This is a genomic window from Synechococcus sp. R60.1 (genome assembly GCF_047461835.1).
Classification (GTDB): Bacteria; Cyanobacteriota; Cyanobacteriia; order Thermostichales; family Thermostichaceae; genus Thermostichus.
The window spans coordinates 1-22,312 of the sequence record NZ_JANSIA010000017.1 but is presented as its reverse complement, the minus strand read 5'-3'; the positions used below and the strand labels follow the sequence as shown (position 1 = coordinate 22,312).

17 protein-coding genes, 2 tRNA genes and 1 pseudogene are annotated in these 22,312 nt (G+C 60.4%); 9 read left to right on the top strand and 11 right to left on the bottom strand.

Annotation, left to right across the window (positions count from 1 at the left end; genetic code table 11):
• Positions 1 to 104: 104 nt before the first annotated feature.
• Both nusA and NW834_RS04205 read left to right on the top strand, forming a co-directional pair.
• Positions 105 to 1,478: a transcription termination factor NusA gene (nusA, locus tag NW834_RS04210; protein ID WP_414387771.1), complete on the top strand. Its 1,374-nt coding sequence runs from the start codon at positions 105 to 107 to the stop codon at positions 1,476 to 1,478.
• 289 nt (positions 1,479 to 1,767) lie between these two features.
• Positions 1,768 to 3,384, top strand: a complete 1,617-nt coding sequence (locus tag NW834_RS04205; RefSeq protein ID WP_414418705.1) for a B12-binding domain-containing radical SAM protein — start codon at positions 1,768 to 1,770, stop codon at positions 3,382 to 3,384.
• Positions 3,385 to 3,390: 6 nt separating this feature from the next.
• On the opposite strand, the gene NW834_RS04200 is transcribed toward NW834_RS04205, so the two are convergent.
• Together NW834_RS04200 and NW834_RS04195 are read right to left on the bottom strand one after the other, a co-directional pair.
• The gene (locus NW834_RS04200) at positions 3,391 to 3,909 is read right to left on the bottom strand and encodes an inorganic diphosphatase (protein WP_414409161.1); all 519 of its coding nucleotides are present in this window, start codon (positions 3,907 to 3,909) and stop codon (positions 3,391 to 3,393) included.
• A gap of 294 nt (positions 3,910 to 4,203) precedes the next feature.
• Positions 4,204 to 4,275 (bottom strand) — tRNA-Asn (locus NW834_RS04195).
• A 224-nt stretch (positions 4,276 to 4,499) separates the two neighbouring features.
• Here NW834_RS04195 and yidC point away from each other — a divergent pair.
• The 4 genes from yidC (at position 4,500) to NW834_RS04175 (ending at position 7,870) form a co-directional block, all read left to right on the top strand.
• Positions 4,500 to 5,690 (top strand): membrane protein insertase YidC, encoded by a 1,191-nt coding sequence (gene yidC, locus NW834_RS04190; protein ID WP_011433818.1) that lies wholly within the window; start codon positions 4,500 to 4,502, stop codon positions 5,688 to 5,690.
• Between the two features lie 70 nt (positions 5,691 to 5,760).
• Positions 5,761 to 6,372 carry a protein jag gene (locus NW834_RS04185; RefSeq protein WP_414373859.1) on the top strand — a complete coding sequence of 204 codons (612 nt, stop codon included), beginning with the start codon at positions 5,761 to 5,763 and terminating at the stop codon, positions 6,370 to 6,372.
• Positions 6,373 to 6,461: 89 nt separating this feature from the next.
• Positions 6,462 to 6,950, top strand: coding sequence for a YceD family protein (locus NW834_RS04180; protein WP_011433815.1), 489 nt, complete (start codon positions 6,462 to 6,464; stop codon positions 6,948 to 6,950).
• Positions 6,951 to 6,958: 8 nt separating this feature from the next.
• On the top strand, positions 6,959 to 7,870 hold the full coding sequence (locus NW834_RS04175; RefSeq protein ID WP_414373860.1) for a homogentisate phytyltransferase: 912 nt from the start codon (positions 6,959 to 6,961) through the stop codon (positions 7,868 to 7,870).
• Positions 7,871 to 7,919: 49 nt separating this feature from the next.
• On the opposite strand, the gene NW834_RS04170 is transcribed toward NW834_RS04175, so the two are convergent.
• The gene (locus NW834_RS04170; protein ID WP_414373862.1) at positions 7,920 to 8,720 is read right to left on the bottom strand and encodes a photosystem II S4 domain protein; all 801 of its coding nucleotides are present in this window, start codon (positions 8,718 to 8,720) and stop codon (positions 7,920 to 7,922) included.
• A gap of 68 nt (positions 8,721 to 8,788) precedes the next feature.
• Here NW834_RS04170 and NW834_RS04165 point away from each other — a divergent pair.
• Positions 8,789 to 8,861, top strand: a tRNA-His gene (locus NW834_RS04165).
• A 324-nt stretch (positions 8,862 to 9,185) separates the two neighbouring features.
• Here NW834_RS04165 and NW834_RS04160 read toward each other — a convergent pair.
• The 4 genes from NW834_RS04160 to NW834_RS04145 form a co-directional block, all read right to left on the bottom strand.
• Positions 9,186 to 11,276, bottom strand: coding sequence for a hydantoinase/oxoprolinase family protein (locus NW834_RS04160; RefSeq protein ID WP_414418706.1), 2,091 nt, complete (start codon positions 11,274 to 11,276; stop codon positions 9,186 to 9,188).
• A 162-nt stretch (positions 11,277 to 11,438) separates the two neighbouring features.
• The gene (locus tag NW834_RS04155) at positions 11,439 to 12,695 is read right to left on the bottom strand and encodes an ATP-binding protein (RefSeq protein WP_414418707.1); all 1,257 of its coding nucleotides are present in this window, start codon (positions 12,693 to 12,695) and stop codon (positions 11,439 to 11,441) included.
• A gap of 90 nt (positions 12,696 to 12,785) precedes the next feature.
• Positions 12,786 to 13,076 carry a hypothetical protein gene (locus NW834_RS04150; RefSeq protein ID WP_011433810.1) on the bottom strand — a complete coding sequence of 97 codons (291 nt, stop codon included), beginning with the start codon at positions 13,074 to 13,076 and terminating at the stop codon, positions 12,786 to 12,788.
• A 65-nt stretch (positions 13,077 to 13,141) separates the two neighbouring features.
• Positions 13,142 to 15,013: an FAD-dependent oxidoreductase gene (locus NW834_RS04145; RefSeq protein ID WP_414418708.1), complete on the bottom strand. Its 1,872-nt coding sequence runs from the start codon at positions 15,011 to 15,013 to the stop codon at positions 13,142 to 13,144.
• Between the two features lie 88 nt (positions 15,014 to 15,101).
• Between NW834_RS04145 and metG the strand changes: the two genes are divergently transcribed.
• Positions 15,102 to 16,658, top strand: coding sequence for a methionine--tRNA ligase (gene metG / locus NW834_RS04140; RefSeq protein ID WP_414418709.1), 1,557 nt, complete (start codon positions 15,102 to 15,104; stop codon positions 16,656 to 16,658).
• On the opposite strand, the gene NW834_RS04135 is transcribed toward metG, so the two are convergent.
• The 4 genes from NW834_RS04135 to NW834_RS04120 all read right to left on the bottom strand — a co-directional run bounded on the left by NW834_RS04135 (position 16,655) and on the right by NW834_RS04120 (position 21,519).
• The gene (locus NW834_RS04135; protein WP_414400334.1) at positions 16,655 to 17,203 is read right to left on the bottom strand and encodes a hypothetical protein; all 549 of its coding nucleotides are present in this window, start codon (positions 17,201 to 17,203) and stop codon (positions 16,655 to 16,657) included. The two genes, metG and NW834_RS04135, sit on opposite strands and share 4 nt — an antisense overlap.
• Entirely contained in the window at positions 17,200 to 17,571 is a 372-nt protein-coding gene (locus tag NW834_RS04130) for a YtxH domain-containing protein (protein WP_011433806.1), read from the bottom strand. The genes NW834_RS04135 and NW834_RS04130 overlap by 4 nt, the downstream gene beginning before the upstream one ends.
• Before the next feature lie 112 nt (positions 17,572 to 17,683).
• Positions 17,684 to 20,122 (bottom strand): primosomal protein N', encoded by a 2,439-nt coding sequence (gene priA / locus NW834_RS04125; protein ID WP_414418710.1) that lies wholly within the window; start codon positions 20,120 to 20,122, stop codon positions 17,684 to 17,686.
• Positions 20,123 to 20,130: 8 nt separating this feature from the next.
• Positions 20,131 to 21,519: a hypothetical protein gene (locus tag NW834_RS04120; RefSeq protein WP_414418711.1), complete on the bottom strand. Its 1,389-nt coding sequence runs from the start codon at positions 21,517 to 21,519 to the stop codon at positions 20,131 to 20,133.
• Between the two features lie 589 nt (positions 21,520 to 22,108).
• On the opposite strand from NW834_RS04120, the pseudogene NW834_RS04115 reads away from it, so the two are divergent.
• Positions 22,109 to 22,312 (top strand): annotated as a pseudogene (locus NW834_RS04115) (TolC family protein); the annotation flags it as partial.

Sequence of the window (22,312 nt, the reverse complement as noted above, 5' to 3'; positions counted from 1 at the left end):
AGGTGGTGCGGCCCTCCCTTCGCATCAGAGATGCGGGTTCAGTTCCCGCTGTGGAGCAATAGCAACAGCAAGTTTCACGAAGTTTGTGCAGGAGGACAGTGGTTATGGCGATGGTGCCTCTGCCGGGTTTGGCGGAAATGGTGGAGATGATCTCGCGGGAGCGCAACTTGCCCCGCCATGTGGTCACCGATGCCCTGCGAGAGGCGCTGCTCAAGGGCTACGAACGCTACCGCAAAACCATCCAGCGAGATGTGGTCTTTGCAGAAGACCACTTCCGCAATTTCGATGTGGAGTTGGATGTGGAGGCAGGAGGCTTTCGCGTTTTGGCCACCAAAGCCATCGTTGAGCAGGTACAGGATCCGGATCACGAGATCTCTCTGTACGACGTGCAGCAGGATTACCCAGAAGCCGAAGTAGGCTGGGAAGTCACAGATGATGTCACCCCACAACAGGCGGAATTTGGCCGCATGGCGGCCATCCAAACCAAGCAGGTGCTGGCGCAAAAGTTACGGGATCAGCAGCGCCGTCTGATTCAGGAAGAGTTCCGCGATCTGGAAAAAACCGTACTGCAGGCACGGGTGCTGCGCACCGAGCGGCAGACGGTGATCATGTCGGTATCCAGCGGTTTCGGACAACCTGAGGTGGAAGCAGAACTGCCCAAGAAGGAACAGCTGGCCAGCGATCGCTACACTCCCAACGCGGTGATGAAGGTCTATCTCAAGAAAGTCTATGAGGGATCCCGGCGGGGGCCACAGCTTTTGGTTTCCCGGGCCGATGCTGGCTTGGTGGTGAACCTGTTTGCCAACGAGGTGCCAGAAATTGAAGAGGATATCGTGCGGATTGTGGCAGTGGCGCGGGAGGCCAACCCCCCTTCCCGAAATGTGGGGCCACGTACCAAGATTGCGGTCGATACGGTGGAGCGGGACGTGGATCCAGTGGGGGCCTGTATTGGCGCGAGGGGATCCCGGATTCAGGCGGTGGTAGCAGAGCTGCGCAACGAGAAAATCGATGTCATCCGCTGGTCGCCGGATCCTGCCACCTACATTGCCAACGCCCTCAGCCCGGCCAAGGTGGTGGAGGTGCGGCTAGTGGATCCGGAAATCCAGCAAGCTCATGTGTTGGTCAACAGCGACCAGCTCAGTTTGGCCATTGGCAAAGAGGGGCAAAATGTGCGCCTGGCAGCCCGCCTCACCGGTTGGAAAATCGACATCAAGGAAGTGGAGAGCTACCGCGCAGCGCTGGAGGAGGCCCAAGCGCAAGGGTTGCCCTATCCCTTCATCACTCCAGCGGCACTGGAGCGCTTCCAGCGGCGGGCAGAGCGGGCTGCTCTGGGCCTAGAGGATGAGGAATACGAAGAAAAGCGCCGCTTGGAGGAAGAGGAGCTGGCGGGGGACGATAGGCTGGAAGAAGACTGGGCTGACGAAGAGGAGGACTTCGACTACGACGCCGAGTTCGACATTGCCCAGCCAAAAGGGTAACCCTCTATTCTCACTCTGCCCGTAGAGAGTGGCTTCTATTGGAGGTTTGGGCCTTGGGATGAGTCTTGCTGCATGGGGTCACGGTTTCTATCCTGAAGCAATGTATTGAGCAGCAGAGTTCTCATGGTTTGGGCGCTTCGAGGCAGCATTCGCGAAGTGCGCTGCAGGCATATCTCCTTATTGAGTTCTCCTCGCGGGGTTTCCCACCAATTGGCTAAGCTGGAGAGGCAGGTACATCAAAACTCCTCTAAGCCGGAACCCAAACCTCAATCCAACACAGCGGGATCCCTTGGCTAGTTCAGAGTTTGCCCTGGAGCAGTTGCTCTTTGCCCCGGCCACGCCCGACCCCGACGCGGTGCGGGTGATCTATGCCTTTCCCAACACCTACGCAGTGGGGATCACCAGCTTGGGCTATCAAGTCATCTGGAGTCTGCTGGCCAGCCGCCGGGATGTGGCCGTCTCCCGCCTCTTTACAGACTTGGCTGAGCCCCTGCCCCGGGAGCCGGAGCTGTTCGGCTTTTCCTTGTCCTGGGAGCTGGATTATGTCCATATCCTGGCTCTGCTGGAACGACACGGGATCCCTTCCAGATCTGAGGAGCGGGAAGAAGCCCACCCCCTGGTTTTTGGCGGCGGCCCGGTACTGACAGCCAACCCTGAGCCTTTTGCTGAGTTCTTTGACCTGATCTTGTTGGGGGATGGGGAAGGTCTTCTGGAGAAGATGATCGAGGTCTATCGGCAGGTGCGCCAGGGATCCCGGGCTGAGAAATTGCAGGCGCTAGCGCAGGTGCCAGGGATCTATGTGCCCGGCTTGTATGAACCCCAATACCGGGAGCCCGACGGCCCGGTGGAGAAGGTGCTCCCCAAAGTGGCTGGGATCCCCAGCTCCATTCGCAAACACACCTTCCGCGGCAACACCCTCTCGGTTTCCACAGTAGTCACCCCCAAAGCGGCCTGGGAGAGCATCTACATGGTGGAGGTGGTGCGCAGCTGCCCGGAGATGTGTCGGTTTTGCCTGGCCAGCTATCTCACCCTGCCTTTCCGGGTGGCGGATGTGGAGGGGCATTTGATCCCGGCGGTGGAGCGGGGGCTGCAGGTCACTCAGCGGATTGGGTTGCTGGGGGCTTCTGTAACCCAGCACCCCCAATTTGAGCAGTTGCTGGAGCACTTGGCCCAGGATCGCTTCGAGCAGGTGCGTCTCAGTTTGGCCTCGGTGCGCACCGCTACCGTAACCCCACGTCTGGCGCAGGTACTCTCCCGCCGGGGCAGCCAGTCCATTACGGTGGCCATCGAAAGTGGCTCAGAACAACTGCGCCAGATCATCAACAAGAAGTTAAGCAACCCGGAAATCTTGGCAGCAGCAGCCCACGCCCAGGCTGGAGGTCTGAAGGGCATTAAGTTCTACGGCATGGTAGGGATCCCGGCGGAAACCCAGGCAGATCTGGAGGCCACAGTAGCCCTTTTCCAAGAGCTCAAAAAAGCGGCTCCCGGCCTGCGCCTAACGCTGGGGTGCAGCACCTTTGTGCCCAAAGCCCACACCCCTTTTCAGTGGTACGGAGTGGATCCCCAAGCCGAGAAAAAACTGCAGTTTTTCCAGAAACACCTGCGTCCCTTGGGGGTGGAGTTTCGCCCGGAAAGCTATAGCTGGTCGGTGATCCAAGCCCTCATCTCGCGAGGGGATCGGCGGGTGGGAAAAGTCTTGCAGTTGGCGCGGGACTTTGGGGAATCCTTGGGGAGCTACCGGCGCGCTTTCAAAGCGCTTAAAGGGCAACTGCCGCCCCTAGACTACTACGTGCACAGCCACTGGGATCCAGGGGATCCCTTGCCTTGGCAACACATCGAAGGGCCCCTCACCCTGGAGCGACTGTTGCAACATCGCCAGGAAGCTCTTTCTGTTCGCATCCCTTAGAGATGTCTATTGGGGTTGTTTGCAGGCCGCAATGCTGCTGGCAATGACCGCCTCGGTTTCGGCCAAGCCTTTCCAGCCCAAGATCTGGGTTTCTTTCTTTTCCAGGCGCTTGTAGGTGGCGAAAAACTCCGCGATCTCATCCAGGCGGTGCTGGGCGATGTCTTCCAGCTTGGTCACCGAAGCATAGCGGGGATCCTTAGCAGGCACACACAGCAGCTTCTCATCCGGATCCCCGCCGTCGATCATCTGCAACATGCCCAAGGGGCGCACCGTGACCACACACCCTGGGAAGGTGGGCTGATCCATGATCACCAAGCCATCCAAGGGATCCCCATCCCCGGCCAGCGTATTGGGCACAAAGCCGTAGTCGTAAGGGTACTGCACCGAGGAATAGAGCACCCGATCCAGCGCCATTGCTCCCATGTCTTTGTCGAACTCATACTTGTTTTTGCTGCCGCCGGGAATCTCAATCAAGAGGTTGAGCAGGCCGGGCTTGGGTTGGGCAGGGATCCGCGACAGGTCGATCACAGCAAGCACCCTCGGATTGGGAATAGACAGCCAGAGGGTATTCTGACATACTCCTTGCCCCAAAGGACAGAGACTCTTGACACTTGCCGGGAACAGGCGGGACGAAACCCTTAGCCGCCTTCACATTGCTTCACATTATTTTCTCCACGTCTGGCTCAGCGTCGCATCTTCCTCGACGAGATGGGAGACTGGGTTTTCTCTCCTCCTTTCGCTCAGCATGCTCAGAGCTGTCTTGGAAGGAGAGGATTCCAGATCCGGTTTTTTTGATCGACTTTGATCAGCTTGGACATACTCCCCGGGCAAGATTCGAACTTGCGACCAATCGGTTAACAGCCGACCGCTCTACCGCTGAGCTACCGAGGATCAAGCGTTTCTCATCATAGGGGAAAAAAGGACTGCTAGGCAACTGCCGGCGGGGGGTTCTTGTTGGGCCTTGGGATCCCTGTTCAGTGGAGCGGGCTTGATTTTGCTCAATTGCTCGCCTTTCTCAGGTCTATCTGACGGATCCAGGGGACAAACCCTGAAAACGCCCTCGTCAACCGAACGGAAGCCATTACAATGGTTACGGACATTTGCCAGCGCCCCTCATGGACTTCGGAGTCGGATTTCTCTCCAACAACGTCATGCTGCCGATCCTGGATTTTTTCTATGGGATCGTGCCCAGCTACGGACTGGCCATTATCTTCCTGACGTTGGTGATCCGCTTTGCCCTCTACCCGCTCAATGTGGGATCCATCCGCAACATGCGGCGCATGAAGGTGATCAGCCCGGTGATGCAGCGGCGGATGCGAGAACTCCAGGAGAAATACCGAGACGACCCGCAGAAGCTTCGGGAAGCCCAGGCCAAGCTTTACAGCGAGCTGGGGGCCAATCCCTTGGGGGGCTGCCTGCCACTGCTCATTCAAATGCCGGTGCTGTTTGCCCTGTTTGCCACCCTGCGGGGCTCCCCCTTTGCAGCGGTGACCTACGATGTCAACTTGCAGATCCTGCCGGCGGAAATGGCGGCTGAGGTGGTGCCCGCCCCCTACGTCAGCCCCAGCAAGAACATTTTTGTCACCGACTCTCTTCACAAGCCGGTGGTGCTGGTGGAACCCAAAGGCACCAAGGTTGCCGTTGGGGAGGAGGTGCAATTTCTGCTTCAAGGGCCGGGGGGCAAGCCTTTTGAGCAGTTGGTGGCCGAAGCGGGTGGGGATCCCAATCTGTTACAGCCCACCTGGAAGATCACCAAAGGAGAAGATCGTGCCCAGATCAAGCCGGATGGCACCTTGCTGGCTCTGCAGCCGGGGGATGTGACCGTGCAGGTGTCTATTCCCGGTTTGGCCTCTGAGACTGGCTTTCTGTTCATCGACAAGTTGGGCCGTGTGGGAGCCTTCGACGAGGATGGCACCATCCACTGGGATATCATCGCCATGATCGTCATCTTTGGGGTGTCCATTTACCTGAACCAGTACCTAACCAATGCCGGACAGGATACCGGCAAAGAGGATCCCAGCCAAAGTTCCATGGCTCGGATCACCCCTGTGCTGTTCTCGGCGATGTTCCTGTTCTTCCCTCTGCCGGCAGGGGTTTTGCTCTACATCCTTGTCTCTAATATCTTCCAAACGGTGCAGACTTTCCTGCTCTCGCGGGAGCCGTTGCCGGAGAACTTGCAGCAATTGGTGGAAGAGGAGCGCCGTCGGGCTGCCCAGGCGATCACGGTGGAGGCCAAGGAAGTGGAAAAATCGACCAAGCCCAGAGCAGCCAAGGAGGGACGCGAATCCTTGCCCTTTGAGCCCTAGGGGATCCTCGCTGTTGGGGTGGACTTGTGGTGGAGTGTTGATACCTCTTCAAAGTTGGAAGCTGCCTAGGATGAGCCGTCCTAAGTCTTCTACGGGATCTGCTGCTAAGAAATCTGAGGGAACCGTTGCCCCTTCGCCAAACAAGTCCACCTTTGCGGCCAATCAAGAGCGAGCCAGGCAGTGGTTACAGCAGGTGCTGGCGGCTATGGGGATCCCAGCGGCGGTGCGGGTGGTGGGGGAGGTGCTGGAAATTGAGGCAGACTCTTTGACCCCAGCTCAGAAGCAGCTGCTGTTGGCGAAAGCCCCCCCCTTGCCCTCTCCATCTTCCAGAGATTCCCCTCAAGAGGAGGATCGCTCCCCCGTGGTGCTGGATGCGTTGCAGTACCTGGCCAACACCCTTCTCAACCTGAACCAGCCGGAAGACCAGCAGCAGCCCTACATTTTGGATTTGGACGGCTATCGGCAGCGGCGTTTGCAGGAGCTGAAGGTTTTGGTTGCCGCTGCTGTGGAAAAGGTGAGGGCCACTGGTCGGGAATACGAGTTTCCCGATCTCTCGGCTGCCGAGCGTCGGCAAATTCATACTCTCTTGAATGACCCTGCCTATGCCGATCTGGAAACTTTCAGCCGTGGCAAAGAGCCTGACCGGCGCTTGGTTATCCGTCGGGCAGCTTCCCCATCTTGAGAGTGGGCAGAGGGCTGGGAACAAGTTGGCCCTCTTGCTACGGTGACGACAGGGATCCCGGCTATCCAAAACGCGTGAAGGGGGGTGCCATGCTGAGGCCAATTCGTCTATCGGATCTGCGGCAGATGCCGGATCAAACCCAAGAATTGCAGTTTAGGCAGTTTTTTTCGGGCTTTGAGAGTTTGACCCCTGTGGAGGGATCCCTGGAAGTCAGCCATCGGGGCCATTTTCTCGAAGTGAGTGCTGAAGCTCGTACCATTGTCACCCTCACCTGCCACCGCTGCCTACAGCAGTTCAACCACCGGCTGCACCTGGAAGTTGAGGAGATCATTTTGATTCGGGATCCCGAACCTCTCCCCTTGGAGCTGGAATTGCAAGACGAAGAAGATCTGCTGGAGAGCCTGCCCCCCAATGGTGAGCTGGATGTCGAAGACTGGATGTACCAGCACCTGCATTTGGAGATGCCCCGCCAGTTGCCCTGCCGTCCCGATTGTCCGGGCATTGCGGTGGAAGCTACAGCACCAACGGCGGATCCCCGCTGGGCAGCCCTAGCTTCTCTCCTGGAAGACTCTCCCTAGCTTTTTTGATGTTGCGCCCACAAGTTCTCTGGCGTTTTGCTCGACCCCACACCGTCTACGGCACCAGCGCCAGCGTGGTGGGCCTCTACCTGTTGGCGGGGTTTGTGGCTGCCGGATCCCTGCAACCGGTTCTCTCCGCACTACCCCACCTGGTCTGGGCTTGGGCAGCCTGTTTGGCGGCCAATGTCTACATCGTCGGCTTGAATCAACTGACGGATGTTGAAATCGACCGCATCAACAAACCCCATTTGCCCTTAGCTGCTGGATCCCTGGGTTGGCGACAGGGGGTGGGGATCGTCGTGGGTTGTGGGGTGGCGTCCGTCCTGCTGGCCATGGCCGGGATCCCCTACCTGCTGCTGACGGTGCTTTTGAGCAATGGGATCGGCACGGCCTATTCGCTGCCCCCCTTGCGGTTGAAGCGTTTTCCGCTGGCAGCCTCGGCTTGCATCTACAGCGTGCGCGGCTTGATCGTCAATTTGGGCCTTTACAGCCATTTTCAGCAGGTGATGCAGGGAAGGGTCGAGCTTTCGGCTGCGATTGTTTGGCTGACGGGGTTTATGTCGATTTTTGGGCTGGTGATCGCCCTTTTCAAAGATATTCCCGACATGGAGGGGGATCGCCAGTTTGCCATTGCCACCTTCTCGCTGCGCTTTGGGCCAGGGCGGATCTCAAGGTTTTGTATCGGCATTTTGGCCTTGTGCTATCTGGGATTTATCGGGGTGGGGATCTCTTTTCTCCTTGCGGGCAACGGCCTCTGGCTGTTGGTGAGCCATGTGTTGGGGCTGGGGATCCTCTTGGGCTATGGTGTCCATCTGGATCTCAGCCGTCGGGAGGCGATTGTTGGCTATTATCAACTGATCTGGAAGTTGTTTTACTTGGAGTATTTGCTTTACCCTTGGGCCTTTTTCTCTTTTTTCTAGAGCATTTTCCTGGAGGTAACGATCTCCCCAAACTCAGACAGGAAAAAATCTAGAGATACCGCCTCATTTGCACCCGAAAGCGGCCTTTTTTTGTTTCGGCTACCTCTTCGATTTGCAGCCGACCACGACCGCGAATGGCAATCCAATCCTGAGGGCCAACGGTGTAGCTGGCTTGGGTAATGGGCTTCCAGTTGACCCGCACTTCCCCCCGTTGGATTTCTTCCACCATCTTGCTGCGGGAGATGCCAAACCCGGCTGAGGCTACCGCATCCAAGCGCAAAGAGGCTTCTATGCTGGTGATGGATTTGACGCGGGGGGGCTGAATGTTCAACTGGCTCAGGGGGATCCGGCCTACTTTGACAGGCACTGTGCGCACCTGCGTCAGGTTTAGGGCGAGGTAGTCCACCATTTCGGGCACAACGATGGCCTGGGCGCCTGAGTCTCCCAACACAAGGATGTCTCCCACTTTCTCGCGGGCGATGCCGGCTCCCAAAAGGGCTCCCAGAAAATCGCGGTGGGTGGCCGGGTCGAACAGAAAGTTGCCCTGAATCTGAATGGCGGCCAATGGGATCCCTTCTGGGTCGGGCTTGGGATCCCGGACATCCAGACCCACCTCAGAGCGGGCCAGGGCTATGCGTTGGCGTTCTGCTTGGGGGTACCCTCCCCAGGCCCACACTTGTAGTTCGGTCAAGTTGCGCAGCCGAGCTTGCACCTCCGCTATTTCGGGTGGGGAAAGGAAGTCGCTCCAGACCACTTGCCAGGTCTTGAGGGCTTGCTCTCCCAAATCCAAGACCCGTGCCAAGGTTTCTCGATACTCTGCCCCTTGCAACAAATCGGCTCTGGGTAGCATTTGGGGTGCTTCGACCTCTGTGGTTCAGTCCCGTTTTTCCCATGCTAAGCTAGATAGCCGGAATCGCGGCGGGCGTAGCCAAGCGGTTAAGGCAGAGGATTGTGGATCCTCCATTCGTGGGTTCGAGTCCCATCGTCCGCCCTTGAGGGAAATCGCGAAAATCCAGTCAGGGCAAGGGCTGCAGAGGCCAGTCCATCTATCTAGACCCTGACAAACGAAAACAGACAACACCCTATCTGGACGCAAAAATCGTGAAGGGAGTCGTCAAGGCAATCTGCAGCCCCTGGCTCTCCCCCTCAAAACAAGCTCGGTTAGGGTCGTTTCAGGTTAGGGTGAGACACCTGGGCTACTGATCGCGCCAGCGGGACGGAGTCCTTGAAAAGCCTTCTGGCCCCATGCATTCAATGTCTTGGGTGTGGGTGCAGTGTCCTGGTTTGCATCGAAACTGCCTTACGGGTGAACTCACTAAAACTCCGTCCCGCCATTGTGAACACAGCTCAAGATTAGGGTTCCCACTTCGTCAATGACACCTGTCCAACCGGCTTCAATCACCGCCGTTGCCTCCGGCATCTCGACAATTGCCGGCCCGCGCAGTTGAAACCCCACATCCATGCGCTGCCGATCGTAAACCGGCACCGAGCACATCCTGCCCCCAAACCATGCCTCTCGCCGACCCTTGAGGGGATCCCCTGGCAAAGGGTGGGGTGCAGTCAAAGGCACGGTGGGTAGGGCCTGCACCGCCTGTAGACGCAACTGAATCACCTCCACCGGCTGGGCCAAATCCTGCCATCCATAGCGTTGTCGGTGGGCCTGGTGAAACTGTTGCTCCAGATGAGGAATCGGATCTGACAACTGCACTGGGATCCCCAACTCAAAAGACTGGCCGCGATAGCGCAAGTCCAAGCTGAAGTGCAACGCCGGATCCTGCAGATCGGCTTGGGCCCGGCGGATCAGGGGTTCTGCCCATTGGGCCAGCAGGGATCCCCCTGAAGCGGACGCAAGCTGCCGCAGAGGTTGGAGGATGGCCCGCCGATAGTCTCGCCGCAGATCTGCCAAAGCCATTCCCAGCGCCGAGAGCACCCCACAAGCAGCCGGGATCAAGATCGTGCGGATGCCCAGCTCTTCTGCCAAAGCGCAGGCATGCATCGGGCCTGCCCCACCAAAGGCCAGCAGGGCAAAATCGGCGGGATCCAAACCCCGCTCCACGCTGATCACCCGCAAGGCCCGCGACATGGCGACATTCGCCAAGGTGCGAATGCCAACGGCAGTTTCCTGCAAGCTCAAGCCCAAGGGATCCGCCAGCGTGGCAATAGCCTGTTCCGCTAGCCCCCGCCGTAGCTGCACCGAGTCGCCCAGCCGCCCGCCATCCGGCAGGTACCCCAGCCAGAGGTTGGCATCGGTAACCGTCGGAGCCCTTCCCCCCCGACCGTAGCAGGCCGGCCCGGGGTTGGATCCGGCACTCTCTGGCCCCACCTGAAGCCCACCGCCGGGCAGCAAATGGGCCAGGGATCCGCCGCCGGCACTGACGGTGTGGATATCAATTTGGGGCTGTTGCACGGGCAAGCCGCACACCACCGCTGCGGGAGTAACCTGGGGGATCCCATCTTGGATCAAGGCCACATCTGTGCTGGTTCCCCCCATATCGAAGCTGAGCAAGTGGGGGTAGCCACTCAGCCGACCCAGATAGGCCGCCCCGTAAACTCCGCCTGCCGGCCCTGAGAGCAAAGCCAGCGAAGCATGGGCCGCCGCCTGAGGGATGGAGGTCACCCCGCCGGAAGACTGCATGATCAAGGGCTGGGGGATCCCTCGCTCCCGACATCCTTGGGCCAAGCGGTGCAGGTAGCCCGCCAATGCCGGGCTGAGGTAGGCATCGATGGCGGTGGTGCTGAAGCGCTCGTATTCTCGGAACTCCGGCGCCACCTCGCAAGACAGGGAAAGATGTAGCTCCGGGAAAGCCTGTCGCAAGGCCATTCCCAGCCGCTGTTCGTGCTCCGGGTAGAGAAAAGAAAACAAAAACCCCACCCCAATAGCGCGGATCCCATCCCGCTGCACCCGTTCCCCCACCTCCTGCACCACCCGCCGGATTTCGGCATCGGTGAGCGGCTCCAACACTCCGCCCGCGCTGCAGCGCTCCTTCACCTCCAGGCAATGGTGGCGGGGCACCACTGGCTCCGGCTTGGGCTGTGTCAGGTCATACAGAGAGGGGCGGTTTTGACGGGCAATGGCCAGCACATCCCGAAAGCCCGCCGTGGTCAAAAACAGGGTGGGGGATCCCTTGCGCTCCAGCAGCGCGTTGGTGGCTACCGTCATGCCATGACAGAAGAGGTCAACCCAGAGCACCCCCAGCTTGTCCAGCGCCGCAAAGACCCCCTCCTCAGGGCTGGGGGTAGACAGCACCTTCGCCGTCTGCATCTGGCCGTCGCGCAGGAGCACCAGATCGGTAAAGGTGCCCCCCACATCGATCCCCAGGCGGGCCAAGCTGCGGCTTGCTTCCGTCTGATCCAGATTGGCCGGATCGAGGTTGCTACCCAACGCTGATGCGACCATGGCTTCCATCGTGCATTTCTTTTGCCTTCTTCTGGGGCCAGCCCTTGGTCGGACTATGGCTATGACGCCTGGCTTTTGTAACGGCAGAGACAGGCTGACCGGCGCCCCTTCGTGTAGCGAGTGTAGCTCAGCAACTTCTGTCTTTTTTGGAGTTTGGAATAGTCACCACCTCTAGCTCGGAAGTCCATCGTTGCCTTTCACCAGCCCTGCCCGAACGGCATCCAAGAACTGGCGGGCAGTGCGACCGGAAAAGCCGTTTTGCTGTTGGGCCCAGATTAAGGCCTGGCGGCGCAGGACATCCAAAGATTGGGTGAAACCTAGCCGCTGCGCCAGGTGTTCTACGGTTGCCAGGTAATCTCCCTGGGTGAAGGGGGTGAAGGTGAGGGTGAGGCCGAAGCGATCCCGCAGCGACAGCTTTTCCTGGACCGTATCCCAGGCGTGGACTTCTTGATCTTGGGGATTGGGACGGTCGCCAAAAAACTCGCGGATGAGATGGCGGCGGTTGCTGGTGGCATAAAGGCGCACGTTGGGGGGCGGCGCAACGAGATCTCCCTCCAGGAGCACCTTGAGCTGCTTGAACTCGGTTTCCTCTGCCTCAAAGGAGAGATCGTCCACAAACAAGATGAAAGGCAACACCTGCGCCCGCAGCTCTGCCAAAATCTCCGGCAACTGAACCAAGTCAGTTCGTCGCAGCTCCAATAGGCGCAACCCCTGCGGGCCGTAGCGGCGCAACAACGCCTTCACCAGGGAAGACTTGCCCGTACCCCGCGCCCCGTAGAGCAACACATGCAAAGCCGGATCTCCCCGCAGCAGCGCTTCGGTGTTGGCCGCCAACTGCTGTTTCTGCCGTTCGTAGCCGTAGATCTCCTCCCAGTCAGACAGATCGGGAGCAGGGATCCCTTCTAGCCCTGCTGGCCCCCAGCGAAAGGCCCAGTAGCGACCACAGAGCCCTACCCCCCTTTGGCGGTAGTGGGCAATTAAGGTCTCCAAGCTCTGGCCCCAATCGGCAAAAGAGCGGGGATCCCAGCCAGCGCTATCGGTTTCCCCATCGGGCCAGGGGATCCCCAACCCCAACGCCTGCATCTGCTCGGCAATGGTCTCCTGACTATCCGCCAAGGTTTGCAGACAGCGGAGATCGTGGCGGGCCGCCTGCATCAGAGGCTCTGGGATCCCTTGGGGCTGCAGCGCCGCGCGGGCAAAGGGGTTATCGGCCCAGCCAATCTCCCGGATCAGCCACTCCCGCCAGCTCAGGCCCTGCCGGGCCAAAAGCTCAAACCAGCGCCCGTAGGCCGCCCAGCAAGGCAAGGGATCCCCACTCATCAACTGCTGGATTAGCTCCTGCCAGGCTAGGGCTAGGGGGTGGGTGCAGATGTCCCGGAATACCAGCAGCTTGGCCGCTGCTTCTGCTGCTTCTTGGAGGGGGGTCATCGCTTGAAGCCGCTCTAACTTGGCGTTGCTTATCCGCTCCCTAGGGGAGGAGACTGGGGGTAGTTGCGTTAACAACACGGAGCGCTTGAGTTACCTGGCATTGTCCCGCCGGCCCAGTTCATAGAGGCCTCCGCCGACGCAGGCGATCAGGCCGCAGGAGACGGCCCAGCTTTTGCCCAAGGAGATCTCCGTCAGGGCTACCACCAAGCCTGCTGCCAGCAAAAAGGGAAGGGTGCTCAGCAAGGAAGCCAAAGCTCCACTGGGATCCCATAGCAATTGCTTTTCCCAGCTCTCCTGCAGCTTTTGATGCAGCGGCGAAAACCCCCACATTAGCCCTAAGCCCCACAGAGCCGTGGCGGCCCATAAAGAGGGGCGAAGCATCTCCCAGCCCACAAGTCCAACCCCAACGGGATCCACCGGTCAACTCCCAACCCTGCCTTTCTAGGCTAGCGGGATTGGGCCCAATCGGTGGCGGTAATGGTGGTGCCAGGAAATTGAATGGGGTTGCCCAAGCTCTGGATTTGGGCCTGGAGAGCTGGCAACAGCCGCAAATCCAAAAGCGGCTCCTCCACGATCTCCGCCGGGATCAGATCCCGTTCTAGGGCAAAGTGGGCCGTGTGGCCGGCGGCGGTGCCAATGGCCCATTCCACCGGATGCACCCGGTAGGAGGCACTGGCAATGCGGCTGGTGGCGATATTTTTGTTGCCGGCTAGCAGATTGTCAATGCGCTGGGGGATCAGAGCCCGCAGGGGGATCTGGTAAGGGTAGCTGGGGGCCTGCGCGTCTTTGTTGTTGCTGGGGGGCAGGGAAAAACCCGGCAGCAGGCAATCGTGAAAGTCGATGGGGTACTGGCCCACCCCCACCGAGTCGTAGAAGATGAAGGGCCGCCCGCGGTTTAGCTCCGATTCCCGTGTGGTGATGTCCGACTCGTAGATGGTAAATCCTTCTGGGTAGGAGAGGCTGGGCCGACCAATGATGCGCCGCGACTCGCGGATATAAGGGTACTTGGAGAGGCCGCTGGCAGTTCCCATGGGGCTATTGGGCCCCCGTAGGTAGGCATAGCGCAAGTAGAAGTCTTTTTGAAAGTTGGGATCCTCCTGTTGCAGGAGAAAATCCGTCCTTCCCGCCACCAGCCAGTAGAAAAAGCCCTTGGCATGTTGCTCGCCCCGCCGCAGGGCTTCCACCCGCAAGCCCCCCATCCAGCCGCCGGGATCCAACTGGCCTGAAGCCTGCAACTGCTCGTGGGTGAGGATGAAATTCTTATCCGGCCCTGTGATGCGCCAGTCGTTGCCCCAGGTCCAGTTCTGCATGGATTGATCCCCCACCCGGATGGCCTCTTCCCCAAAGCCGAACACCTGTCCCCGGATGCGGCGGTAGGTAAAGACCAGGCCAAAGTTAAAGCGCGGCTGTTCGAAGCTGTAGTAGGGACCGTGCAGTGGGTCATTGTAGAACTCGGGCTTGATGGGGACTTGGGGCACAGCAGAGCGCTCCATGACAAAGGTGTAGGTGAAGCCCTGGGTACAGTAGGGATCCACGTAGGGCTTGGAGCTGGGTTCCCAGCGGCTTTGGCCATCGGTTCCCAGGCGGTAGGGCACCCGCGCCAGGGGCAGCAGCTCGCCGGTTTCGGTGGCATCGATCACCACCCAGGGCAGGGTTTTCCCCTGGCGTTCTGGCGGCGGCTCAAAGCGCAGGATCTCCTTGTCCCAGTCCTCGGTGGGTTCTAGACGATAAAAATCGAGAAAGTAGCTGGAGAGATCCCCTCGATTCTCTGGCTGGACGCCGGCGTGTTTGGGGATGTTGCGAATGGCCTGCACACTGCGGATCTGAGAGTCTTTGATCTCCAAATCCTTCACTACCGTCTCGGTGAACAGCCGCAACTGCCCCGACTGCAGATAGGGATCCAACATCTCCCGAATCACCTGGTGGCCCACCTGCGGGGAAAAGCAGAGCACGCTTACCCAGCACTTGCCGGGGTTGGGATCCCCGCCGTATTTTTCCCGTACCCGCCGGCGAAACTCGCTGTAGCCTTTGGGGAAGATGTCATTTTCTCGTTGCAGGGGTCGCTCGTCCAAAGCGGAGACTCCCTGGGCGCTCACCTGCCCCCCGATCCAATCGCTGATCTCCGTCATGCACACCTGCCGGCCCAGTTGCAGCGCGTCATAGGCTGCCGCCACCCCCCCCAGCCCGCCCCCGGCAATGAAGATCTCACAGGGGATGCGGGTTTCCGGCAAGGGCTGGGCCAGAGCCGCTCCGGCGCCCAGGATCCCTGCTCCCAAGGCTACCCTGCTCCACCCCGGAAGGTTAACCTGAAGTTTCATCGAATGAGCCTCTCCCCACCCACGCTCTGGCTTGGCCTTTTGGACTTTCCGGCAACCTCTATCATGGGAGAAAGCCTTGCGGATGCTCATGCCGGATTCCACCTTTGTCATCACCACCCCCATCTACTACGTCAACGCTGCCCCCCACATCGGCAGCGCCTACACCACCCTGGCGGCGGATGCCATCGCCCGTTACCATCGCCTGCGGGGCAAGGATGTGCTGATGGTAACGGGAACCGACGAGCACGGCCAGAAGATCCAGCGCACCGCCGAAGAGCGCGGCCTTCCCCCGCAGCAGCACTGCGACGAGATCGCGGCCCAGTTTGCCCAGCTTTGGCAGTTGCTGGACATCCGCTACGACCGCTTTATCCGCACCACCGACCCTCGCCACAAAGCCATTGTGCGGGAGTTTTTTCAGCGGGTCTGGGATCAGGGAGATATTTTCATTGGCCGGCAGCAGGGTTGGTACTGTGTGGCCTGCGAAGAGTTCAAAGACGAGGCCGAGCTGCTGGAGGGAGGATTTTGCCCCCTGCACCCCACCAAGAAGGTGGAGTGGAAAGACGAGGAAAACTACTTCTTTCGCCTCTCCCGCTACCAGGAAAAGCTGGAAGCCCTCTATGCCGAGCAGCCGGAGTTTATCCAACCAGAAAGCCGCCGCAATGAGGTGATTAACTTTGTCAAGCAGGGCCTGCGGGATTTTTCCATTTCTCGCCCCAGCGTCTCCTGGGGGATCCCTTTTCCGGCGGATCCCGGCCAAACCCTCTACGTCTGGTTTGACGCCCTGATCAACTACATCAGTGCCGCTCTGGATCCTGACGACGAGCCCACCTTGGCAAATGCCCTACGCCGCTACTGGCCTGCGGATGTCCACCTGGTGGGCAAGGATATTGTCCGCTTCCACGCCATTTACTGGCCGGCCATGCTCATGTCCGCAGGTCTGCCCCTGCCCAAGCAGGTGTTTGGCCACGGCTTTCTCACCAAGGATGGCCTCAAGATGAGCAAAAGCCTGGGGAACACGGTGGATCCCTTTGAGCTGGTGCGCCAGTACGGCGCCGATGCCGTGCGCTACTACTTCCTGACGGAAATCGAGCTGGGCAAGGATGGCGATTTTAGCGAGGGCCGCTTTATTGACGTGCTCAACGCCGATCTGGCCAACGACCTGGGCAACTTGCTCAACCGCACCCTCACCATGCTCAAGAAATATCAACCGGACTACCGCATTCCCGCAGTTGGGATCCCGGCTGACCACCCTCTCAAAACCTTGGCCGAGACCCTTGCCCCTCTGGTGGCCGCGGCCTACGAGGGGATGGATCCCGGCTCTGCCGCCCGCAAGGCCCTCAGCTTAGCCCAGGCCAGCAACAAATACCTTGATGAGCAGGCTCCTTGGACGCTGCACAAGCAAGGGCAAAACGAACGGGTGGCCCAGATCCTCTATGCCGTTCTGGAAAGTGTGCGCTGGGTGGCAGTCCTGCTCTCCCCCCTCATTCCCGCTCTCAGCCTCAAGATCCTGCAGCAGCTGGGGTTCTCCCTCGCCGACACCCTGCAACTGCGCTGGGATCCCGATGCGACTTGGGGCCAGCTTCCCCCCGGGCAAGAGCCCCAGCCTCCTACGCCTGTCTTTCAGAAGATCCTGAGGAACGCCTAGGGATTGGCGATGTCCGGTCGGGAAGATTGGGCAGCGGCTTGGGATCCCTCTGGCGTGGATCTGTCGGCAAAAGGGCGAACATCCCCCAGGGGAATGGTTGAGGAAGCGACGGAGAAAGAACGGTTGGATGGGTCGGATGGGCGCAGCCGCGGGTTGTGAATCGCGCCAGTGGTGGGGGGCACTTCGCCGGACAGCGTCTGCCAGGCTGCCCGTACCCCTGCCCAAAAGCTGCGGATATTGACTTGGGCGCCCTGGGCTTGGGTGCGTGCTCCTTCGATGGAGCGGTTGACCTGCTTCACCACTTGCCCGGCCCCTTTCACCCCTTCGTCGAGGCTGTCGGCAATCTCGCTCACTTCCAGGCTGGTCAGGCGCAGGGCCTCCAGCGTGGGCGGCAATTCCCGCAGCAGCGTGTCGAAAAAGCGCTCCACGCTCTGGGCAGCTCGACCCAGTTGAATGACGGCAGGTAGTAGGGTCAGGATCACTGCCAAAATGCCCACTGCTACCAGGCCTACCGAGAGGCCGAGCCAAAAGACCGGGTCGTTCATCCCGCCGCCTCCTCCCCATCCCGAGCTTCTAGGTCAGCTTCTTCCCCGCCAAAGGGACGCGAGTTCTGGGCTTGGAGCAGCTCCCTTCGCTTCTGCAACATGGCTTCTTTGCCCACCGCCACTGCCTGCTGCAGCCGCAGCAGAGCCTCATCCAAACTGCGTTGGGCAGCGTCGAACAACTTTTCCGATTGATATTGCAGACTGCTGGTCACATCTTCTGCCACCTCTGGCAGGGCCTCTGCCGATTTCTTCAGCAGTCGCCGCGTTTCCCGTCCGCTGCGGGGAGCCAAGAGCAGGCCAATGGCGGTGCCCACAGCAGTTCCCAGCAACAGCCCACCAATAAACGCGCCAGTCCGGTTTTCAGCCATGCTTTGCCAGAGTTGAGTTGGATACGGGTGGCCCCGAAACCAGACTACCTTAAGATCTCGCGGGAAGATCTCGCGGGATCGGCGGGCTTGCCGCGCGCCGGGTCAACTGTTCCTAGAGAATCCGCAGGGGATCCACATCCAGGCTGACGCGGATCCCTTGGGGGGGATGGCCAATTGCGGCCTGGATCTGCGCAGCCAGCTTCGGGCGATCCCAACCTTGGTCGGGAAGCTGCTTCAGCAGGATCTGCCAGCGGTAGCGTCCGGCAACCCGCTCCACCTGGGCCGGCCCCGGCCCCAACACCTCTGCCGGGATCCCCTGTAGGCGTTCGGCCACCCGATGGCAGTAGCGCTCCAGGGCTTCCAGGCGGGTGCTGCTCAAGCGGATCAAAATCAAGGCTCGATGGGGAGGATAGCCCCCCTCTCGCCGTTGTTGCAGTTCTGCCCGCAAGAAGCCCTCGTAATCTTGGGCCAGCACCGCCCTCAAAATTGGGTGCTCCGGCAGATAGGTCTGGATAATCGCCTGTCCTGGCAGGGATCCCCGGCCCGAGCGCCCTGCCACCTGGGTGAGCAGTTGAAAGCTGCGCTCGCCGGCGCGATAGTCGGCTTGGTGCAACAGCCCATCGGCGGCCATCACGCCCACCAAGGTCACCTGGGGAATGTCCAACCCTTTGGTGAGCATTTGCGTGCCCACCAACACCTGGGCCTTGCCGCTGCGAAACTGCTCCAGCAACTCTCGATGGGATCCCTTGCGGCGGGTGGCGTCGCTGTCGTAGCGCAAAATCGAGAGCTGGGGCCAATGCTGGTGCAGCACTTCCACCACTTTTTGGGTGCCGGTGCCGAAGTGCTTCAGGTAGGGGGATCCACAGGCGGGGCAGCGCTGCGGATGGGGTTGGCGGGCGCCGCAGTAGTGGCAGCGCAGTTCCTGCCCGCCGAGATGGGCAAGATGAAAGGTGAGAGAAACATCACAATGCTCGCAGGTGAGGACAAACCCGCAGCTACGGCACAAGACGAAGGTGCTGTGGCCGCGGCGGGGGACAAAGAGAATGGCCTGTTCCCCTCTGTCCAGCGTCTGCTGCAGGGCCTGGTGTAGACGGCGGCTGAGGATGCTGCGGTTGCCGGCTTGGAGCTCCTGGCGCATGTCCACCAGCTCCAGTTGGGGCAGGGTGGCCGGGATCCCAGCTTGGGGGATGCGCTGCGGCATGGCCAGCCGGATCCACCGCTGCGGATCCTGCAGATGGGCGGCATAGGTTTCCACCGCTGGGGTTGCACTGCCCAGGACCAGGGGACAACCGGCCAGCTCGGCCCGCCACTCGGCCACCTGACGGGCGTGGTAGCAGGGCTGGGGCTGATCCTGCTTGAAGCTGTCGTCGTGCTCTTCGTCCAAGACGATCAGGCCCAGCTTGGACAAGGGGGCAAACACCGCCGAGCGGGTGCCGATCACCACTTGGGGGGTGGAGGACAGCATCTGCCGCCAGGTGTCGTAGCGCTCGCCTTCCGAGAGGCCGCTGTGGTAGGCCCACACCTGGGATCCCAGCCGCGCCCGAAACCGATCCATCAGTTGCGGGGTAAGGCCGATCTCGGGCACCAGCACCAGCGCCGACCGTCCTTGCTGCAGCACCTGGGCGATCACCTGCAGGTACACTTCCGTTTTCCCAGAACCGGTGACCCCGTGCAGTAAAAACCGCTGGAACCGGCCCAAAGCTTGCCGGATCGCCTCTACCGCCTGGGCCTGGGCGGCCGTCAAGGGCCTGGGCGGATCCCGCCACCCCGGCGGGCTGGCATCTCCCAGCCGCAGCAGTGGGCGCTCGTAGAGGTGGACACGGCCTTTGCGGGCCAACCCCTGCAGAACCGCTCGGCTCACTCCTGCCAGGCGCTCCCACTCGGCGAGCAGCAGCTCTCCCCCCTTCTGCTTGAGGATCTGCAGCGCCTTCTGCTGAGGGAGGCTCAGCCCCTCTGGGGAGTCGTCGGCCAGACTGGCGGCCAGCTGGGTTTTCACCCTGCCCCCCTGTTGCTCCTGCCAAAAGCTCTCCACCCAACCCCGTCGCTGCAGTTCCCGCAGGGCGAGGGCGGCAGTGGGCACCTGCTGTTGCACATAGCGCCAAGACAGCTCTCCCCCTTTGGCCTGAAGCAGCTGCAGCAGGGTTTGGGCAGCCGGCGAACATTCCTCCCCTTCGGCAGGGAGCCTGAGCAAGCGGACACGCCGCTGAGAACGGCTGAGCAAGCCGGGGGGCAATACCGTGCGCACCACCTGGGCCAGAGGGGTGAGGTAATAGTCGGCCACCCGCTGCAGCAGGGGCCAGAATTCTTTGGGCAGGATCCCTTTGGCCACCACCGCCTCGATCTCCCGCACCGACTGCGGATCCACCCCTGCCGGCAGCTCGGAGCGCCAACCCAAGGCCACTGCCCCCGCCATTTGCTGACCAAAGGGTACGCTGAGCAGGTCGCCCGCTTCTGGCGCGGATCCCTCTGGCACACGATAGGTAAAGCAGCCCCCCAACTGGGGATGATCCACCCACACTTCCAGCCAGCGGGGAAGAACAGGCTGCAACACGGGATCCCTCACGGACGGGGCAGAAACCTCGGCAGATCGACCGCCCGCTTGCTTGCCCGAGACGGTAGAGGTTGGGCCAGGGGCTGAATTGTAGGCTTGGCAGCAGGGGTTGGAGACAGAGCCTGGCCAAGGGACTCTGTTCGCGTGAGGGCGCTGGAGGTATCGGCCCGAGGTGGGACATCCAAGCCTTTGCGTTCCAAAGCCGCCTTCAGGCTCAGCACATGCATCTGCTGCTGCTCATATTTTTCTCGGAGGGAGCGGTTTTCTTCGCAGAGGGCGGCACGCTCCGCCTGCAGAGCTTTGATCTGCTCTGTTTGCTTCTCCAGTTGCGTGGACAAGGTTGCAATTTCTTCTTGCAGATGGAGAATGGTTGCCTGCGCAGAGCGCAACTGTGGCTGCCAGTCGGGTTGGGCGGCCAACTGCTCCAAGGCAGCCTGCAACTGCCGCTCCATGGCGGAGAGATGCTGCTGGGCTTGGGCGTACTGTTCCTGCAGATGGCGGTGCTCTTGCTGCCAACGGGTAACTTCCGCCTGGGCTTGGGAGAGGGCCACTTGCAGCGCTTCGGCCTGGGCCTGCCACTGCTGTTGAAGCTGTTGCTGCGCCAGGGATCCCTGGCGCAGATGCTCCTGCTGAGCTTGCAAAGCCGCCAATTGAGCTTGGGCTTCGGCCAGGGCTGCTTCTAGCTCTTGCCGTTGTTCCCGCCAGCGCTGCTCGGCCTCGGCTTCCGTCTCGGCATAGCCCGCCAAACGGGCCTCGAGGTGTTCCCGTTGCTCCTGCCAGGCTGCCTGTTGGTCGCTGTACAAAGCTCGCAGGCTGCTCAGCTCCGCTTGAGTTTCGGCAATTTGGGTGCGGGCCAGAGAAAGCTCTGCCTTAAAACGCTGCAACATCTCCACCCGTTTTTCTGCCACATCTTGGGCTTCCAGAAGAGAAGCTTGCAGCTCCTGCTGGCGCTGTTCCCATTGACGGCGCTCCTGAGCGTGGGCCAAGCGTAGCTGCTCAATCTGCTCCTGCAGGGCCTCGATATCCTGCCGCTGCCGTTCATTTAAGCGTTGCCGAGCAGCAAGCTGAGCTTCCTGATCCGAGATCTGGACTTTCTGAGCCGCCAAAGTCTGCTGCAACTGTTGCAAGAGATGCTCCCGCTCCTGCAGCGCCTTCTCTTGTTCGGCCACCTTCTGGTGCAAAGCCTGCAGTTGTTCCTGAAGAACTCGCCGCTCTTGGAGCTCGGCTTCGGCTTTGAGCAGACGGCTCTCCAATTCCTGGCGCTGCCTCAGGGCCAAATGGTGCTCCGTGTTGGGATCCGGTTCCGTTCGCGCAAGTGGGACAGAGTCCTTGGCTGACCAGCCCGCATGAGTCTCTGAAAGGATGGGATCCGAGTCACCTGAAGAGGGAGCACGCATAGATTGAAGGAGAGATGAAGAAGCGGGAGCAAATGATAAAGTTCCCTGCAGTATAGAGAGATTTTTGGGCGGGTTCAAGCCAGAAGGGTGATCTTGTAAAATCTCCTGCTGCTCCGCACGGCGCGGAGTGCTATCGGCCTGTTTTGGCCGCGCTCTTGCTTCTGAGGTTCCCAAATCCCCAGACTGGGCAGAAGGGCTTGGCTTACTTTTTTTCGGCCGCGAGGCCCGATCCCGACCGGAAGAGGTCTCCCCTTGCTTGGGCGTGCTCTGAGAGTCTGCCACCTTGCCCCCTTTCATCGCCCACAACACCCACCCCCGCCATCACGGACAGATGGCCCCACTATTCTAAACTGAGTCTAAATCTAAATCGACTCGGTCTCAATCCAAGCGTCTCTGCTGAGTGTAGAGGAGTCCCGCCCGTGCTCGGAGCTCCTGGCAGACGCAGGTCGGCCTCATCGTTGCAGGGGCAAATGCGAGGACTCGCTTCCACTGGCCCGAACAGGGCAGCCAGCGAGCCTGCGGAAAACCGTCTTATCTTTGTCCTTCATTTTGCGATACTGCTAGGGGTGATGTTGAGAATGACCGCACGATGGCGATGCAAAATGGAGCCAGGGATCCGCTTCAACTTCCTCAACAGCAGACGGGCTCGGCGGGATCCCAGTTGAACCTTGCCTGTTCTGCCCCCTGTGGCCTACTGTTGAGCCTGCTCTGGGCTGTCCCTGCTCTTGCTCAGCCAGAAGCTCCCAGCTCCGCTGCCTCTGCTCTGCCCAACAGCCGCGAAATCCTCACCCCC

Coding starts and splice junctions, on each gene's coding strand:
- NW834_RS04155 (WP_414418707.1), bottom strand. CDS start 12,695: ATGACCCCCCTCCAAGAAGCAGCAGAAGCAGCGGCCAAGCTGCTGGTA.
- NW834_RS04175 (WP_414373860.1), top strand. CDS start 6,959: ATGTTGCGCCCACAAGTTCTCTGGCGTTTTGCTCGACCCCACACCGTC.
- NW834_RS04145 (WP_414418708.1), bottom strand. CDS start 15,013: ATGAAACTTCAGGTTAACCTTCCGGGGTGGAGCAGGGTAGCCTTGGGA.
- NW834_RS04135 (WP_414400334.1), bottom strand. CDS start 17,203: ATGAACGACCCGGTCTTTTGGCTCGGCCTCTCGGTAGGCCTGGTAGCA.
- yidC (WP_011433818.1), top strand. CDS start 4,500: ATGGACTTCGGAGTCGGATTTCTCTCCAACAACGTCATGCTGCCGATC.
- NW834_RS04130 (WP_011433806.1), bottom strand. CDS start 17,571: ATGGCTGAAAACCGGACTGGCGCGTTTATTGGTGGGCTGTTGCTGGGA.
- NW834_RS04170 (WP_414373862.1), bottom strand. CDS start 8,720: ATGCTACCCAGAGCCGATTTGTTGCAAGGGGCAGAGTATCGAGAAACC.
- NW834_RS04180 (WP_011433815.1), top strand. CDS start 6,462: ATGCTGAGGCCAATTCGTCTATCGGATCTGCGGCAGATGCCGGATCAA.
- NW834_RS04185 (WP_414373859.1), top strand. CDS start 5,761: ATGAGCCGTCCTAAGTCTTCTACGGGATCTGCTGCTAAGAAATCTGAG.
- NW834_RS04150 (WP_011433810.1), bottom strand. CDS start 13,076: ATGCTTCGCCCCTCTTTATGGGCCGCCACGGCTCTGTGGGGCTTAGGG.
- metG (WP_414418709.1), top strand. CDS start 15,102: ATGCCGGATTCCACCTTTGTCATCACCACCCCCATCTACTACGTCAAC.
- nusA (WP_414387771.1), top strand. CDS start 105: ATGGCGATGGTGCCTCTGCCGGGTTTGGCGGAAATGGTGGAGATGATC.
- NW834_RS04120 (WP_414418711.1), bottom strand. CDS start 21,519: ATGCGTGCTCCCTCTTCAGGTGACTCGGATCCCATCCTTTCAGAGACT.
- NW834_RS04160 (WP_414418706.1), bottom strand. CDS start 11,276: ATGGAAGCCATGGTCGCATCAGCGTTGGGTAGCAACCTCGATCCGGCC.